This window comes from Actinosynnema sp. CA-299493 (genome assembly GCF_050946825.1).
GTDB lineage: Bacteria > Actinomycetota > Actinomycetes > Mycobacteriales > Pseudonocardiaceae > Actinosynnema.
On record NZ_CP191993.1, the window covers coordinates 1,016,957 to 1,030,652 of the forward strand.

Annotated in this window: 14 protein-coding genes; 6 read left to right on the plus strand and 8 right to left on the minus strand. The window is 71.8% G+C overall.

What is annotated here, in order from left to right; all coding sequences use genetic code 11:
• Positions 1–24 precede the first annotated feature (24 nt).
• The 3 genes from ACQPYE_RS05015 to ACQPYE_RS05025 all read right to left on the minus strand — a co-directional run bounded on the left by ACQPYE_RS05015 (position 25) and on the right by ACQPYE_RS05025 (position 3,443).
• Positions 25–501, minus strand: coding sequence for an AbeC-like domain-containing protein (locus ACQPYE_RS05015; protein ID WP_498719502.1), 477 nt, complete (start codon positions 499–501; stop codon positions 25–27).
• 136 nt (positions 502–637) lie between these two features.
• Entirely contained in the window at positions 638–1,492 is an 855-nt protein-coding gene (gene panB / locus ACQPYE_RS05020) for a 3-methyl-2-oxobutanoate hydroxymethyltransferase (RefSeq protein ID WP_498719504.1), read from the minus strand.
• A gap of 265 nt (positions 1,493–1,757) precedes the next feature.
• On the minus strand, positions 1,758–3,443 hold the full coding sequence (locus ACQPYE_RS05025; RefSeq protein WP_498719506.1) for a right-handed parallel beta-helix repeat-containing protein: 1,686 nt from the start codon (positions 3,441–3,443) through the stop codon (positions 1,758–1,760).
• Between the two features lie 57 nt (positions 3,444–3,500).
• On the opposite strand from ACQPYE_RS05025, the gene ACQPYE_RS05030 reads away from it, so the two are divergent.
• On the plus strand, positions 3,501–4,313 hold the full coding sequence (locus ACQPYE_RS05030) for a TetR/AcrR family transcriptional regulator C-terminal domain-containing protein (protein ID WP_498722840.1): 813 nt from the start codon (positions 3,501–3,503) through the stop codon (positions 4,311–4,313).
• Between the two features lie 35 nt (positions 4,314–4,348).
• Here ACQPYE_RS05030 and ACQPYE_RS05035 read toward each other — a convergent pair whose 3' ends face one another.
• On the minus strand, positions 4,349–5,098 hold the full coding sequence (locus ACQPYE_RS05035) for an SDR family oxidoreductase (RefSeq protein ID WP_498719508.1): 750 nt from the start codon (positions 5,096–5,098) through the stop codon (positions 4,349–4,351).
• 120 nt (positions 5,099–5,218) lie between these two features.
• Between ACQPYE_RS05035 and ACQPYE_RS05040 the strand changes: the two genes are divergently transcribed.
• Positions 5,219–6,064: a helix-turn-helix transcriptional regulator gene (locus ACQPYE_RS05040; RefSeq protein ID WP_498719511.1), complete on the plus strand. Its 846-nt coding sequence runs from the start codon at positions 5,219–5,221 to the stop codon at positions 6,062–6,064.
• On the opposite strand, the gene ACQPYE_RS05045 is transcribed toward ACQPYE_RS05040, so the two are convergent.
• Complete coding sequence (locus ACQPYE_RS05045; RefSeq protein ID WP_498719513.1) at positions 5,965–6,432, minus strand: helix-turn-helix domain-containing protein; 468 nt, start codon at positions 6,430–6,432, stop codon at positions 5,965–5,967. The two genes, ACQPYE_RS05040 and ACQPYE_RS05045, sit on opposite strands and share 100 nt — an antisense overlap.
• A 176-nt stretch (positions 6,433–6,608) precedes the next feature.
• On the opposite strand from ACQPYE_RS05045, the gene ACQPYE_RS05050 reads away from it, so the two are divergent.
• Positions 6,609–6,890, plus strand: coding sequence for a DUF4287 domain-containing protein (locus tag ACQPYE_RS05050; RefSeq protein ID WP_498719514.1), 282 nt, complete (start codon positions 6,609–6,611; stop codon positions 6,888–6,890).
• Between the two features lie 24 nt (positions 6,891–6,914).
• Complete coding sequence (locus tag ACQPYE_RS05055; protein WP_498719516.1) at positions 6,915–7,562, plus strand: uridine kinase family protein; 648 nt, start codon at positions 6,915–6,917, stop codon at positions 7,560–7,562.
• 21 nt (positions 7,563–7,583) lie between these two features.
• Here ACQPYE_RS05055 and ACQPYE_RS05060 read toward each other — a convergent pair whose 3' ends face one another.
• Both ACQPYE_RS05060 and ACQPYE_RS05065 read right to left on the minus strand, forming a co-directional pair.
• The gene (locus ACQPYE_RS05060) at positions 7,584–8,519 is read right to left on the minus strand and encodes a hypothetical protein (protein ID WP_498719518.1); all 936 of its coding nucleotides are present in this window, start codon (positions 8,517–8,519) and stop codon (positions 7,584–7,586) included.
• Positions 8,520–8,608: 89 nt separating this feature from the next.
• On the minus strand, positions 8,609–10,156 hold the full coding sequence (locus ACQPYE_RS05065) for an alpha/beta hydrolase (RefSeq protein WP_498722841.1): 1,548 nt from the start codon (positions 10,154–10,156) through the stop codon (positions 8,609–8,611).
• Between the two features lie 88 nt (positions 10,157–10,244).
• Between ACQPYE_RS05065 and ACQPYE_RS05070 the strand changes: the two genes are divergently transcribed.
• Both ACQPYE_RS05070 and ACQPYE_RS05075 read left to right on the plus strand, forming a co-directional pair.
• Positions 10,245–11,960, plus strand: coding sequence for an NAD+ synthase (locus ACQPYE_RS05070; protein WP_498719519.1), 1,716 nt, complete (start codon positions 10,245–10,247; stop codon positions 11,958–11,960).
• Positions 11,961–12,042: 82 nt separating this feature from the next.
• Positions 12,043–12,822 (plus strand): hypothetical protein, encoded by a 780-nt coding sequence (locus tag ACQPYE_RS05075; protein ID WP_498719520.1) that lies wholly within the window; start codon positions 12,043–12,045, stop codon positions 12,820–12,822.
• Positions 12,823–12,828: 6 nt separating this feature from the next.
• Here the strand turns inward: ACQPYE_RS05075 and ACQPYE_RS05080 are convergent, their stop codons facing one another.
• Positions 12,829–13,344, minus strand: coding sequence for an HdeD family acid-resistance protein (locus ACQPYE_RS05080; RefSeq protein WP_498719522.1), 516 nt, complete (start codon positions 13,342–13,344; stop codon positions 12,829–12,831).
• Positions 13,345–13,696 lie beyond the last annotated feature (352 nt).

Consider the following 13,696-nt stretch of genomic DNA (forward strand, 5'->3'; position numbering starts at 1 on the left):
GGCCGGGCCGCGAGTGGATCACCGTCAGCCGGTGATGTCGATGTCCCCGGTCAGCGAGCCGGTCTGGAGCACGTGCCCGGTCAGCGTGCCGCCCTCGGTGACGGTGACCGTGTTGACGGTGTTGTTGACGATCGACTGAGCCTGCTGGTCGAACGACGCCGTGTGGTACCCGGCGTCGCGCAGGATCTCCGCCACGGCCAGCGTGACGCGGGTGCGCAGCAGGTGCGTGTAGCGCTCGACGTCGGCCTGCTGGAAGTAGCTGTGCAGCTCGACGTCCGCCGCCATCTCCCGCAGCGTCATCAGGGAGCCGTACTTGTCCGCGTCCACCCGGGCGCCCGCCTGGGCGCGGGGACGCGGGTGCGTGGCGAGCCGCACGACGCGGGACAACGTGCTCGCGGGCAGCAGCACGAGGTCCTTGAGGGCGCGGCCCACCGGCGCCCACGGCGGCTCGCCGGGCCGGCGCAGGTAGTGCGCCGAGGCCCGGTCGGGCAGGTGGTCCACCAGGCCCTGCGCGGCGAAAGCGAATGGTGCTCGCCGTCGCGCTATTCGCTTTCGCGGGGAATCGGCGGGAATTCGACCAGGACGGCACGAGGTCGTCGCGCCGGCCGGGACCCGCGCGACGACCTCGGTCGGTCGATCAGTGGAAGGTGTGCTCGGGGCCGGGGAACTGGTGGCCCTTCACCTCGGCCGCGAACTGCTCCGCCGCCGACTTCATCACGCCGGCCACGTCGGCGTACCGCTTCACGAACCTGGGCGCGCGCCCGCGGCGCAGGCCCATCATGTCCTGCCAGACGAGCACCTGCGCGTCGGTGTCCGGTCCCGCGCCGATGCCGACGGTCGGGATCGCCAGGTCGTGCGTGATCTGCTTGGCGACCTCGCTGGTCACCATCTCCAGCACCACCGCGAACGCGCCCGCGGCCTCGACCGCGCGGGCGTCCTCGACCACCGAGTCGAAGGCGTCGTTGCGGCCCTGCACGCGGTAGCCGCCGAGCTGGTGCTCGCTCTGCGGGGTGAACCCGATGTGCGCCATGACCGGGATGCCCGCCCGCACGATGGCCTCGATGTGCGGTGCGAAGTGCTTCCCGCCTTCGAGCTTCACCGCGTGCGCGCGGCCTTCCTTCATGAACCGCACGGCCGTCGCCACGGCCTGCTCGACCGACACCTGGTAGGAGCCGAACGGCAGGTCGGCCACGACCAGCGACCGCTTCACCGACCGGGTCACGCCCCGGACCAGCGGGATCAGCTCGTCCACGGTCACCGGCAGCGACGTGTCGTAGCCGTAGACGTTGTTGGACGCGGAGTCGCCGACCAGCAGCACCGGGATGCCCGCTTCGTCGAAGAGCTCCGCGGTGTACATGTCGTAGGCGGTGAGCATGGGCCACGGCTCGCCGCGCTCCTTCAGCTCCCGCAGGTGGTGGATGCGCACCTTCTTGCCGGTGGGGGCGCTGCCCGCCCCGTTGCCGTAGGGCGCGGTTACCTCTGACGAGGTCATCGTCGACCGTCCTCCCTCGGGGCCGGCGTCATCGCTGGTCCCCGGGACCTTGTTGCACGGTTACCCGCCCAGCCTGACACCGACGCCGGGGTAAATGCGCGTAGTGCGAGACGCTTCACACGCTCCGTCCGCCACATCGCGCGCCCCGCCGATCGCGAGTACCGTGCGCCCCGCCCGCTCAGCCGCCGCGCAACGCCGTGAGCACCGCCAACGCCACCGCGTCCGGCCGGCGCGTCGATCCGGCGGACCGTGCTGTTCCCGTTCGTCAGGCCCGTCTCGTGAGCAGGCCCGCCCGCGCCCGGATGCCCGCCGTTGCGGCGGCGAACCCGGCCGGGTCGGCGATCGTGGTGTTGCCCTCGTAGGTGACGCCGTCCGGCACGGCGTCGCTGCCGACCGGGTCGGCGTCCCAGAAGTTGCCCCGGTAGGCGACGTGCTCCAACGGCGGGTGGACGTGCAGCACGGCGGTGTTGTCGGCGCGGGCGACCACGTTCCCCTCGACCGCCACCCACGTGGCCCCGTAGTCGGTGTAGAGGCCGAAGTTGTACGGCGTGCGCGTGTCCTCGATGACGTTGCCGCTGATCACGGCCCCGTTCTCGGCCGGGCCCTGCGCGCCGGACAGGTAGATCCCGCCGCCGTCGGCCAGCACGCCCATCGCCCCGGTGACGAGGTTGCGCGTGATGCGGGTGCCGCCGCGCGACGGGTTGGCCACGATGCCGTTGTGCGGCACGTCGCGCACGTGGTTGTGCGCGACCGTGCAGTCCTCGGTGTCGTGGAACGTGATGCCGGCCGAGCCGGAGTGGTCCAGCCCGACGTCCGCGACGAGGTTGTCCTCGATCGTCGCCCCGCTCGTCCCGGTGACCGAGATGGCGGACGCGGCGAGGGTGTCGAAGTCGCAGCCGCGCACCACGAGGTCCGCGCCGCCGGTCGCGCCGAGCCCCGACGCGCCCAGCCTGGTGAACCGGCAGCCCTCGAACCGCACCCCGGTCGTCCCGTCCACCTGCACGCCGGCGGGGATCTGCTCGTGCTCCTCGGGCACGGTCAGCCACGCGCCCTCGGCGGGCTCCACCCTCCCGATCCGGCCGCCGTCGTAGTAGCCGTTCGAGTGGTAGTGCAGGAAACCCCGGTCGCTGCCCGGCCGCAGCCACGTGGTGTCGGCGAACGTCACGCCCCGGAACGCCACGTCCCGCACGCCGGTGGCCCGCACCAGCACCTCCAGCGCGGGCGCGACCACGTGCGGCTCCTCGTCCGGGCGGGGCAGGTAGTGCAGGACGTGCCGGCCGGGGCGCGAGCGGTCCAGCGCGAACGTGCCCTCGGTCAGGAACGCCGGGTCGTTCTCCACCCGGGTCGGCGCCGGGGGACCGGCCATCACCTGGCCGAACCACTCCGAGTTGTAGACGTCCACGGCCCAGCCGAACGCGGGCTGCGCCATGGTGATCTCGCCGCCGGTGGCGGACGCGACCGCCGTGCGCGCCTCCGTCCACGGGTAGACGCCCCGGTGCACGAACTCGACGCCCGCCGGGTCGTGCCAGTCCAGCGGCGCGTCCGTGGTGTAGCCGGTCGCGGTGCGGCGGACCGTGCCGGGCAGCCCGTCCACGCCGGCGCGCTCGACCCGCCGCCCGTCCACCACGAGGTGCCGCGTCACCAGGTCGCCGACCTCGGCCCGCCACACGCCGTCCGGCCCCCGTCGCCCGACGACCTCCCGGCCGCCGCTGACGACGGCCTCCTCCGGCGCGCCGGTGCCGTGGCCGAAGGCCTGGTAGACGACGCCGGAATCCTCCTCGGTCAGGACGAACGGCTCGGTGAGCACGTGCGTGCCCGCCCTGAGGTGCACGGTGACGTCGCCGGCCACCTCGCGGGCCGCCTGTCGCGCGCGGGCCAGCGTGGCGAACGGCCGCTCGGCGGTGCCCGCCGTGGCATCGTCCCCGGTCGGGGAGACGTGGAAATCGGTCATGAGCAGCCCCCAGGTTGTTTATGGCGTAAACCGCAACAGGTATACCATGGAGGCGTGATGGGTACGGCGGGCGATCCCGACCTTTCGGTGGAGTTGCTGTGGGGCGGGCGGCCGGGGCTCAGCCTCCAGGCGGTCGTGGGCGCGGCGGTCGAGGTGGCCGACGCCGAGGGGCTGGCCGGGCTGTCGATGCGCAAGGTCGCCGAACGGCTCGGCTTCACCACCATGGCCCTCTACCGCCACGTGCCCGGCCGCGACCACCTGGTCGACCTGATGAGCGACGCCGTGCTCGGCGACCCGCTGCCGCCGGCCGACGGCGGTTGGCGCTCGGCGCTGGAGGCGTTCGTCCGCCACGCCTGGGAACTGCGGAAACGTCATCCCTGGCTGGCCGAGGTGCCGGGTCGGCACGTGCCGGGGCCCAACGCGCTGGCCCACTACGAGCACGCGCTGGGCATCGTCGCCGGCACCGGCCTCGCCCCGGCCGAGGTGGTCGCGGCGGTCGGCCTGGTCGCCCGGTTCGTGGACGCCGAGTCGTCCGCCCTGGTCGAGGCCGCGCGGGCGGAGCGCGGCACCGGGGTGAGCGACGAGCAGTGGTGGGGCGCGCGGGACGCGTTGTTCGCCCGCTTCGACCGCTACCCGACGCTGACCTCCCTGTGGGAGGCCGGCGGCTTCGACCAGTCGGACCCGTTCGGGTTCGGCCTGGCCCGGCTGCTGGACGGCATCGAGCTGCTGATCCAGAAGCGTGATGAAAAGCGTGATGAAACTTGTCGGGTGTGCGGTAAGCCGGTGACGCAGCCGACGTCCGGGCGGCCCCGCGCGTACTGCTCGCGGAGCTGTCAGCAACGCGCCTACCGCAGTCGCCGGTCGAGCTGAGCCGCCCACCGGCGGGGTGGGCGGCCCGGCCGTCCTCAGACCTGCACGGTCGGCAGCACCACGAGCTGCCGCAGGTTCACGTTCTTGGGCCGGCTGGTGGCGAACCCGACCACGTCACCGATGTCGGCCGGGTTCAGCGGCGGCACCTGCTCCCGCCACGCCGCCAGGTGCGCGTCCACGTCCGGGTTGTCCATGTGGTCGGCCAGCTCGCTCTGCACGAGACCGGGCTCGACGTTGGTCACCCGCACGCCCTGCGGGCCCAGCTCCGTGCGCAGGTTCGCCGACAGGTGCGTGACGGCGGCCTTGGTCGCGGTGTAGACGGCGTAGTTGGGGAACGTCAGGTGCGCGCCGACGGACGAGATGTTCACCAGGTCGGCGGTGCCGGTCGCGCCCGCCCCGACCAGGTCCGCGGTGAACGCCTTGGTGACGTTCAGCAGGCCCTTGAGGTTGGTGTCGATCATCCGGTTCCACTCGTCGTCCCGGCCCTCGGCGAGGGGGTTCGCGAGCATCACGCCGGCGTTGTTCACCACCAGGTCGACCCGGCCGAAGGCGGTGTGGACCGCCTCGACGGCCTCGGTGAGGTCACCGGTGACGTCGGCGGCGACGGCGAGCGCCTGCCCGCCCTCGGCGGTGATCTTGTCGGCCAGGTCCGCGAGCCGGTCGGCGCGACGGGCCAGCAGCGCGACCTTCGCCCCGGACCGGGCCAGGACGAGCGCGATCTCGGTGCCGATGCCGCTCGCGGCCCCGGTGACGACGGCGGTGCGGTTGTTCAGGTCGTAGGTCATGGCAAGAACACTGGACCTGGTCAGGCCAGGTACCAGAGGCTCCGGTCAACCTGTGGGAAGACGTTCCCTAGGTCTGCCAGTACCCAGGCTCGACCCGCAGGGGGCGGCCATACTGGGTGGGTGAACCACGACCTGGGCGAGTTCCTCCGCAGCCGCCGGGCGCGCGTCCGCCCCGACGACGTCGGCCTGCCCGGTGGCGGTCGGCGACGCGTGCCCGGCCTGCGCCGCGAGGAGTTGGCCATGCTGGCCGGCGTGAGCGTGGACTACTACATGCGCCTGGAGCAGGGCCGCACGCCCGCCGTCTCCGACTCGGTGCTGGACGCCGTCGCCCGCGTGCTGCGGCTGGACGAGACCGAGCGCTCCCACCTGCGCAACCTCGTCCGTCCCGCGCCGGCCAAGCGGCCCGCGCCCCAACGCGTCCGCCCGGGTCTGCGGCGGTTGTTGGAGATGGCCGGCGACGTGCCCGCGTTCGTGATGGGCCGCCGCTCGGACATCCTGGCCTGGAACCCGCTGGCCGACGCCCTCTACGGCTTCGGCGACCTGCCGCCGGAGGACCGCAACTCGGCCAGGCACACGTTCCTGCGCCCGGAGTCCCGCACCTTCTACCGCGACTGGCCCACCGTCGCCGCCGACATGGTGGCGTTCCTCAGGCTGGACGCGGGCCGCTACCCGGACGACGCCAGGTTGGCGGCGCTGGTGGGTGAGCTGTCGGTGAAGGACGAGACGTTCCGCAAGCTGTGGGCGCAGCACAAGGTGCAGGAGAAGACCCACGGCACGAAGCTCATGCACCACCCCGTGGTCGGCGACCTGGACCTCGACTACGAGACCCTGCAACCGACCGGCGACCCGGACGTGGTCCTCGCCCTCTACACCGCTCGCGTGGGCTCGCCGACCGAGGAACGCCTCAAGCTGCTGGCGAGCTGGGCCGCAGTGCCCTCAGGAACGCCCTCAGAGCAGCAGGCGTGAACTCCAGCACCGGTCCGTCGGCACGCCTCGATGCGCCGCGCGGTCTCCTCGGTGTTGAAGAACTTCCGCAGCCGGTCCGGGATCGCCGAGCCCCACGGCGTCTTGGGGCGGCGCCTGCGCGCCTCCTCCCCGAGGTGCACCAGGTCGGCGCGCTCTTCCTCCGCCACTCCGAGGAGGTCGAGCAGGGCCACCAGTTCCAGCGGCGCGATCGAGTGGTCGCCGCGCAGGATCTTGCCGACCTTCGACTCCGAGCAGCCCAGCGTGGTCTGGATATCGGCTTTGGTCACGTCCCTGCGGCGCATCAGCTCGCGCAGGCGGTGGGCGAGGCCGACGCGGTAGTCGACCGGACTGCGGTCGCTGCTGGTCATGGGTCTCCTCGGACTTGATCGCCGACAGTCTGCCGCACCCGTCTCGCGCTCTTAGGTCACCTGATCAGGTGTCAAGGGCTCGGAACTGCTCTGGATCCAAGAACCGACAATAAATCTTGTCAAGACAAGATAAGTTGTCCTAGGCTGGGTCCACACCGACGAACAAGGAGCCGGCCATGTCCTTCCAGGCGTACCTCGACACCATCGAGCGCAAGACCGGCAAGACACCGGCCGAGCTCTTGGCCGAGGCGGGAGAGCGCGGGTACGACGCGACCACCAAGGCGGGCGTCGTCCTCCAGTGGTTGAAGGACGACTACGACCTGGGTCGCGGGCACGGCATGGCGCTCTACCACGTGCTCAAGAACGGCACCACGATCGGCGACAAGCACGTCGGTGGCACCGGGACGCACCGGGACGACTCAGCCACCCTGCGGGTGGACGGCCTCGCCCACCGCTGATCCGATCGACCGAGGAGGCTCCGCGTGCGACTGAACCCGGGTGAGACCCAGGCGACGGGGTGGCGCGTCGAGACGCTGCCCGACGTCGTGCGGCGACTGCGCGAAGCGGCCGGCGACGTCACCGGACGTCCCGTCGTCGTCGCGATCGACGGACGCGGCGGCGCCGGGAAGTCCACCCTCGTCGAGCGGTTGCGGAAGGTCGTTCCCGGCTCCGGGGTCGTGCACACCGACGACATCGCCTGGCACCACGCGTTCTTCGACTGGGTGGACCTCGTGGTCGACCACGTCCTGCGGCCCCTGCACCGGGGCGAGGCGGTGGAGTTCCGACCGCCGGCCTGGGTCGAGCGCGACCGCCCCGGCGCGATCCGCGTCGCCGCCGGTGCGGGTGTCGTGTGGGTCGAGGGCACCGGCATCCTCCGCCAGGACCTCGTCCCGTGGCTCGACGCCTCGATCTGGGTGCAGGGCGACCTGGACGAGCAGGAACGCCGGATGACCGCGCGTGACGGCGACTCCGCCGACCGGCGGCGGTTCCTCGCCGACTGGCTGGCCGAGGAAGTGCCGCTGCTGCTCCGCGAGCAGCCGTGGCGGAAGGCGACCGTGGTCGTGGCCGGCACGACCGTGCTCGACCACGACCCGGACACCGAGGTCGTCACCGCCGCGGCACGTCCTTGACCGGACCGTCCGCGGTCCCGGTCAGAGCGCGTAGAACCAGTTCTGCACCGTGTCGTGCAGGTTCTCCTCGATCCACGCGCTCATTTCCGCGTCGTGCGACTCGTCCAAGGTGGGAATGCTCACGGCGGTGATGTTCGGCGACCACCCGCGCACCGCCAGCCACTCCCGGACCCCGTCCTGCGGGAAGCACTGAAGCGGAACGCACAGCGCGGCCTGCCGGGCGGCGGGGAGACCCTGGGCGATCTCCTGCGGCATCAGGCCGCCCGCCGGTGGGAAGAACGTGGTCCCACCGCTCCCGCCGTGCCCGATCGTCACCAGGATCAGGTACGTCGGAGCGGCGTGCGCGCCGGGGAACGCCACGCTCTTCGGCTGGGCCGTCGCCCGGTAGGCCACCGCCCCCTCCGGGAAGCGGAGTTCCGCGGGCGGGCGGATCAGCGCGGTGTCGGGCGGCACGTGCACGGTGATCCGGTCGCCCACGAAGCCCGCCAGCAACCGCCGGACCTCACGCACCACGTCCGGGTGAATCCGCTCCTGGTCGAGCCCCTGCGCGGCGAGGTGTTCGGGCAGGGCGTCACCCGCGATCGTGCTCGGCACACCCTCGTTGCGCTCGACGTCCACCCGCATCGCCGGGTCGAGCGCGGCGTAGGCCGCGCGCAACCGGTTCACGTAGTTCTGCGACAGCTTCCCGCCCGACCAGACGATCACCGCCCGCGTCTGCGCGACCTTGGCGTCCAACGCCTGGACGTAGGCGTCCTCCTGACCCTGCAACCGCTCGAAGCGGTCGATGAAGTCCGCGTCACGGGTCAGGTACGGGAGGTTCGAGGTGATCGAGGCGACCAGGAACCGGTTCATCGGTGACGGCAGGTGGTCCGAGATCGCCACGCCGACCTCGTTCAGGGAGGCGCGCAACCGCCTCAAGCCCTCGGCTCCGACCTGGCTCACGCCGTCAACGGTCATGCGAACACGCTCCCAGTGTGGAAATGCCCGCGATCGTAGTGCCGCCCCGCACGGGTGTTCGCGAGATCACCCGGTCGGCTCAGCCCGGATCAGGAGCAGCGCGTCCCCTCGCGCGGCAGCGTCAACTCGACCAGGTAGGCGTGCCCGGCCGAGTCCACGCACTCGTTGCCGTGGAAGTAGACGGTGTGCTGGTTGCCCTCGAACGTCAACAGCCCGCCGCCCAACTCCTTCGCCAGGCTGACCCCCGCCTCGTACGGCGTCGCCGGGTCGCCCGTCGTGGAGATCACCAGCACGGGCGGCAGCCCGGCCACCGGCTTGTGCTCCTGCACGGTCGGCGGCACGGGCCAGAACGCGCAGGCGTCCAGCGCCGCGCCCGGCGGCTGGCCGTCGTCCAGGAACGGCGCGGCCTCCTTGTACCGCCGCGCCACGTCGTTCAGCACGTTCTTGTCCGTCACCCGCGGCTCGTCCACGCACTTCACCGCCACGAACGCGTCCGTGATCGTGGAGTACCGGCCTTGCGGGTCGCGGTCGAAGTAGTTGTCCGCCAACAGCATCAGCACGTCACCGCGGTTGTTCTTCAGCTCCGTCAACCCCGTGTTCAGCGGCGCCCACAGCTCTTCCGAGTACATGGCCTGGATCGCGCCGGTGATCGCGTCGTTGTACGACAGCTTCCGGTCGCCCACCGCCACGGGCCGCTGCACCAGCGGCAGCGTCAGGTCCCGGAACGACTGGTTCGCCTTCGCCGGGTCCGTCCCCAACGCGCAGTCCTGCCGCTGCGCGCACCACGCGGCGAACGCGTCGAACGCCTTCTGGAACCCGGCGCCCTGCGCGATCAGCGACTCGACCTGGTTCTGCGTCGGGTCGACCGCGCCGTCCAGCACGAGCGCCCGCACGTTGCCCGGGAACGCCTGCGCGTACGCCGCGCCGATGTGCGTCCCGTACGAGTAGCCCAGGTAAGTCAGCTTCTCGTCGCCGAGCGCGGACCGCATGACGTCCAGGTCGCGCACGACGTCCCGCGTGCCGACGTTGGCCAGCACGTCCACGCCCGTCGCCGAGGCGCACTTGTCCGCGTAGGCCTTGTTCTCCGCCTCGGTCTGCGCCAGGCCCGCCGGCGACGTGTCGATGTCGGTGTCCAGCCGGTCGGCGTCCCGCTCGGCGTCGGTCAGGCACTTGACCTGCGGCTCGCTCGCCCCGATGCCACGCGGGTCGAACCCGATCAGGTCGAACCGCTCGCCCACCGGCGTCGACTTCACCTGTGTGCCCATGCCCGCCGCCGCGGCCATGCCGGACGCGCCCGGACCGCCCGGGTTGACGACGAGCGAACCGATCCGGTCACCGGACGCGGGCTGCCGCAGCAGACCGATCCTGATCGTGCGCCCCTCCGGCTTCGCGTAGTCGAGGGGCACCTCCAGCCGGGCGCACTCGATCGACTTCTTGTTCTTGAACAGCGACGTCGTCGTCCCGGTGGTCGAGTACGGCGCGCAGTCCTCCCAGCCGAGCTGCTGGCCGTAGAACCTCTCCAACCCCGCGGGCACGGCCCCGGCTGGCCCTCTGCGCTCCAACGCGGTCCCGGCGTTGGGCGACCCGGGCAGCACGCTCGTGCACGAGGCGAGGAGCGGGAGGGCGAGGAACAGCATCATCGGACGGCGCACGTCTTCGATCGTAGGTGTGACGCGTCGGCCACAACGCGCGCCAAGGCCGCCGCGTGTGAGCGAGAATGCCTCCATGCCACAGCTCCGACTCGCCCTCGCCCAGGTCAACGCCTGTGTCGGCGACCTGGCGGGCAACACCGAACTCGTCGTCGAGTGGTCCCGCAAGGCCGTGGAGGCGGGCGCCCACCTCGCGGTCTTCCCCGAGATGGCGCTGACCGGGTACCCGGTCGAGGACCTCGCGCTGCGCGTGTCGTTCGCGGAGGCGTCCAAGGAGGCGCTGACCGCGCTCGCGTCCAGGCTGGACGACGAGGGGTGCGGTGAGCTGGCGGTGTTCGCCGGCTACCTCGACCGCGACGAGCACGGCATGCGCAACGCCGCCGCCGTGCTGCACCGGGGCGAGGTGGTGGCCCGGCAGCACAAGCACCACCTGCCGAACTACGGCGTGTTCGACGAGCGCCGGTACTTCACCCCCGGCGACGCGCTGGACGTCGTGCGCGTGCACGGCGTCGAGGTCGGCATGGTGATCTGCGAGGACCTGTGGCAGGACGGCGGGCCGATCGCCGCCCTCGGCGAGGCGGGCGTGGACCTGGTGGTCTCGCCGAACGCGTCGCCGTACGAGCGGAAGAAGGACGACGCCCGGCTGCCGCTGGTGGCGCGGCGCGCGGTCGAGGCGGGCGCTCCCCTCGCGTACGTGAACCTGATCGGCGGGCAGGACGAGCTGGTCTTCGACGGCGACACGATGGTGGTCGCCGCGGACGGCTCGCTGATCACCCGCGCGCCCCAGTTCGTGGAGCACCTGGTCGTGCTGGACCTCGACCTCCCCGGCGGCACGCCCCGCACGGAAGGCGCGTACGGCGGGTTCACCGTCACCCGCCGCTCCCTGACCCACGAACCGCTCCCGGCCTACGACCCGCTGCCCGTGCCGCAGCCCGCTGAACCGCTGTCCGACGAGGCGGAGGTGTGGCACGCGCTCGTCACCGGCCTGCGCGACTACGTCCACAAGAACGGCTTCCGCTCGGTCGTCCTCGGGCTCTCCGGTGGCATCGACTCGGCGGTGGTGGCCGCGTTGTCGGTGGACGCCCTCGGCGCGGACCACGTGTACGGCGTCTCCATGCCGTCGGTGTACTCGTCGGACCACTCGAAGTCCGACGCCTACGACCTGGCCCAGCGCACCGGCTGCCACTACTCGGAGCAGCCGATCGCGGACATGGTCCGCGTCTTCGTGGACCAGCTCGGGCTGACCGGGCTGGCGGAGGAGAACGTCCAGGCGCGGTGCCGCGGCGTCACGTTGATGGGGTTGTCGAACCAGCACGGCCACCTGGTGCTCGCCACCGGCAACAAGACTGAGCTGGCCGTCGGCTACTCGACCATCTACGGCGACGCGGTCGGCGGGTTCGCGCCGATCAAGGACGTGCTGAAGACGCTGGTCTGGGACCTGGCGCGGTGGCGCAACGCGGAGGCCGAGAAGCTGGGCGAGCTGCCGCCGATCCCGGAGAACTCGATCAGCAAGCCGCCGTCGGCCGAGCTGCGCCCCGGTCAGGTCGACACCGACTCGCTGCCGGACTACGAACTGCTCGACTCGGTGCTGGACGACTACGTCGAGGGCGACAAGGGCTACCGCGACCTCATCGCGATGGGCTTCTCGCACGAACTGGTCGACAAGGTGCTGCGCATGGTCGACAAGGCGGAGTACAAGCGCCGCCAGTACCCGCCGGGCACCAAGATCACGTTCAAGGCCTTCGGCCGTGACCGCAGGCTGCCCATCACCAGCGGCTGGCGTGAGGGCTGATCACGTAGCGCGGTCCCGCCACGACGACTGACCGCCGGCCGCTACCCTCCCTGTCCTCAAGACGGGGAGGGGAGCTTCGGTGGTGACGGAGTCGTCGTCCGAGGACACGTCCGCGCGTCTGCTGCCCCAGGGCGTCGGGATCGCGGCCGACGTGGCCGCGGTCTCCGCGCTGGTGATCGCCGGCGGCAGCCCGCTCGTGGTGGCGGCCGGCGCCCTGGCCGTGTTCACCGGGGTCTACGTGGTCTGGAAGCGGTGGGCGAAACCGGTCGACCGGACGCTCGCCGTCGCCGCGGCCGTCGCCGCCCTGGGCGCGGGTGTGATCGGGTTCTCGCTCAAGCCGTCGTCGCCGACGCCGCCCGCCGACGTCGCCGCCTCGACCACCAGCCGCACCACGACCACCACCACTTCGAGCCCGACGACGACCTCCGCTCCCAGCAGCCCGCCGTCCACCACGACCTCGACCTCGACCTCGACCTCGGTGAGCACCACACCCACCAGCGCGCCGGCCAACCGCAAGCTGTACAGCTCGGGCGGCGACCGGGAGTCCTACTCGATCGACTTCGAGGACGGCCTGACCACCGGGCAGGACCTGATGGTCGGCCCCACGTCGCTGGACTCGGAGCACGGCTCCCAGTTCGCCCTGCTGGAACGCGGCGCGCCGGATCCGGTCTACGGCGTGTGCGCCGCCCGTCCGGACGGTGACTGGCGCACCTCCGTGCCGCTCGCCGAGTTCCGCGAGGAGGTGCGCGTCCTCTGCATCCGCACGAACCAGGACCGACTGGGTTTCGTGGAGGTCAAGGACGTGCGGATGGTGGGGGAGAGCTTCGACTCGGTCTACCTGCGCTGGGCGATCTGGGAGTAGGGCGGGTCAGGCGGTGGCGGTCGTCCCGGTGGACGCGGTGGCCGCCGTCTTGACCCGCGGCTTGCGGCTCGTGCCGACCCCACCCGCGATGGCCATCGCGCCGAACACGATCAGCACCACGGCGAGCAGCCAGACCAGCGCGAGCAGGCTCGCCACCGGCCAGACCAGCACCACGATCCCGCCGATCGCGGTGATCGCGCCGGAGAACACCGCCCACCCGCTCTTGCCGAACCCGTGGAAGACCTCGGCCACGCCGCCGACGACCCAGGTCACCCCGAGCAGCAGCGCCAGCACCGCGATGGTCTGGAACGGCGCGCGCAGGCACAGGATGCCCGCGACCAGCGCCAACAACCCGGCCACCGCCAGCAACCACCGCTGTCGCCCCAGCGCGTCCGCGGTGAACGACGCGGCGAGCCAGAAGACGCCGGTGACGAGCATCTGCACGCCGAACAGCACCGCCGCCGTCAGCAGCGTCAGCCCCGGCCAGAGCAGGACGGCCAGCCCGATCACCAGGGTGATCACCCCAAAGGTGATCCACAACGTCCGCCCGCGCCCGGCCGTAACCCCGGCAGGCCGATCCTGACCAGCGGTGCCCGCATCGGGATACGTCATGGGCCCATGCTCCGTCCACCAACCCCCACCCGCACCCGCCACCACCCCACTCCGCCCTTTCGAGTGACCCCACTCGCACATCCCCCTCCACCGCCTGTACTCCGCCCCACCTCCACCGTCGAACTCCAGCCCCCACCTCCACCGTTCGAGTTCAGACCCTCGGAGCTCGCATTGGCCACTCCGCTCCCCAACCCCCACTCTCACCCCATGCACCACGGTCACCGGCCCGACCGTCGCCATCCCCACCCGCCCCCGCACCCCC

Coding starts and splice junctions, on each gene's coding strand:
- ACQPYE_RS05060 (WP_498719518.1), bottom strand. CDS start 8,519: ATGACCGTTGACGGCGTGAGCCAGGTCGGAGCCGAGGGCTTGAGGCGG.
- ACQPYE_RS05045 (WP_498719513.1), bottom strand. CDS start 6,432: ATGACCAGCAGCGACCGCAGTCCGGTCGACTACCGCGTCGGCCTCGCC.
- panB (WP_498719504.1), bottom strand. CDS start 1,492: ATGACCTCGTCAGAGGTAACCGCGCCCTACGGCAACGGGGCGGGCAGC.
- ACQPYE_RS05030 (WP_498722840.1), top strand. CDS start 3,501: ATGGGTACGGCGGGCGATCCCGACCTTTCGGTGGAGTTGCTGTGGGGC.
- ACQPYE_RS05050 (WP_498719514.1), top strand. CDS start 6,609: ATGTCCTTCCAGGCGTACCTCGACACCATCGAGCGCAAGACCGGCAAG.
- ACQPYE_RS05035 (WP_498719508.1), bottom strand. CDS start 5,098: ATGACCTACGACCTGAACAACCGCACCGCCGTCGTCACCGGGGCCGCG.
- ACQPYE_RS05025 (WP_498719506.1), bottom strand. CDS start 3,443: ATGACCGATTTCCACGTCTCCCCGACCGGGGACGATGCCACGGCGGGC.
- ACQPYE_RS05070 (WP_498719519.1), top strand. CDS start 10,245: ATGCCACAGCTCCGACTCGCCCTCGCCCAGGTCAACGCCTGTGTCGGC.
- ACQPYE_RS05065 (WP_498722841.1), bottom strand. CDS start 10,156: ATGCTGTTCCTCGCCCTCCCGCTCCTCGCCTCGTGCACGAGCGTGCTG.